The sequence below is a fragment of the Vibrio sp. 970 genome, from assembly GCF_033339075.1.
Map to the genome: position 1 here is coordinate 1 of NZ_JAWOTW010000465.1, position 630 is coordinate 630.

The 630-nt window shown below is 48.3% G+C and carries 1 protein-coding gene; it reads left to right on the forward strand.

Translation table 11 applies throughout. From position 1 onward, the window contains the following. Positions 1–533 (forward strand): Card1-like endonuclease domain-containing protein (locus R7Q11_RS27330; protein ID WP_225467128.1); only part of this gene is annotated, 533 nt, incomplete at its 5' end. Positions 534–630 lie beyond the last annotated feature (97 nt).

The window sequence follows — 630 nt, forward strand, 5'->3', positions numbered from 1 at the left end:
AACAAGGCTACCGTGAACTCAACATGCTGCTGTCGGATCTTGTCGAAGCACAGATCGCGACTTACGAAAATGGCATTTTGACCTTCGCGAACGAAGACGCACGTCGATTCTCTAACGGCGAATGGTTGGAGACTCTGGTTCACAGCACTGTGAAGCAAATCCAAGACACCATGCCAACGATTCAAGACCGCTCTTTGAATGTTCAGGTTTATCGTAAGCTGGGTGAAAGTGAAGTACGTAACGAGCTAGACGTAGCAACGGTTGTAAATAACAAGCTGCACATCATTGAGTGTAAAACGAAAGGCATGCGCGATGATGGTGACGATACGCTGTACAAACTGGAATCTTTGCGTGACCTGCTAGGCGGTCTACAAGCACGCGCTATGCTGGTGAGCTTCCGCCCTCTTCGTCACAATGACATTACTCGTGCAGAGGATCTTGGCCTTGCGCTTATCGGCCCTGAAGAGCTGAAAGATCTCAAAACGCATCTTGCGAAATGGTTTGAAGCCGCTGGCGGTTCTGACGAAATTTAGTCGCCCCCCTAAAACACGAAAGCAGCTCACTGGAGCTGCTTTTTTAATGCCTGTTTTTAGTGCCTATCCTAGCTTCAATCACTTTGCGTTTCAGAAT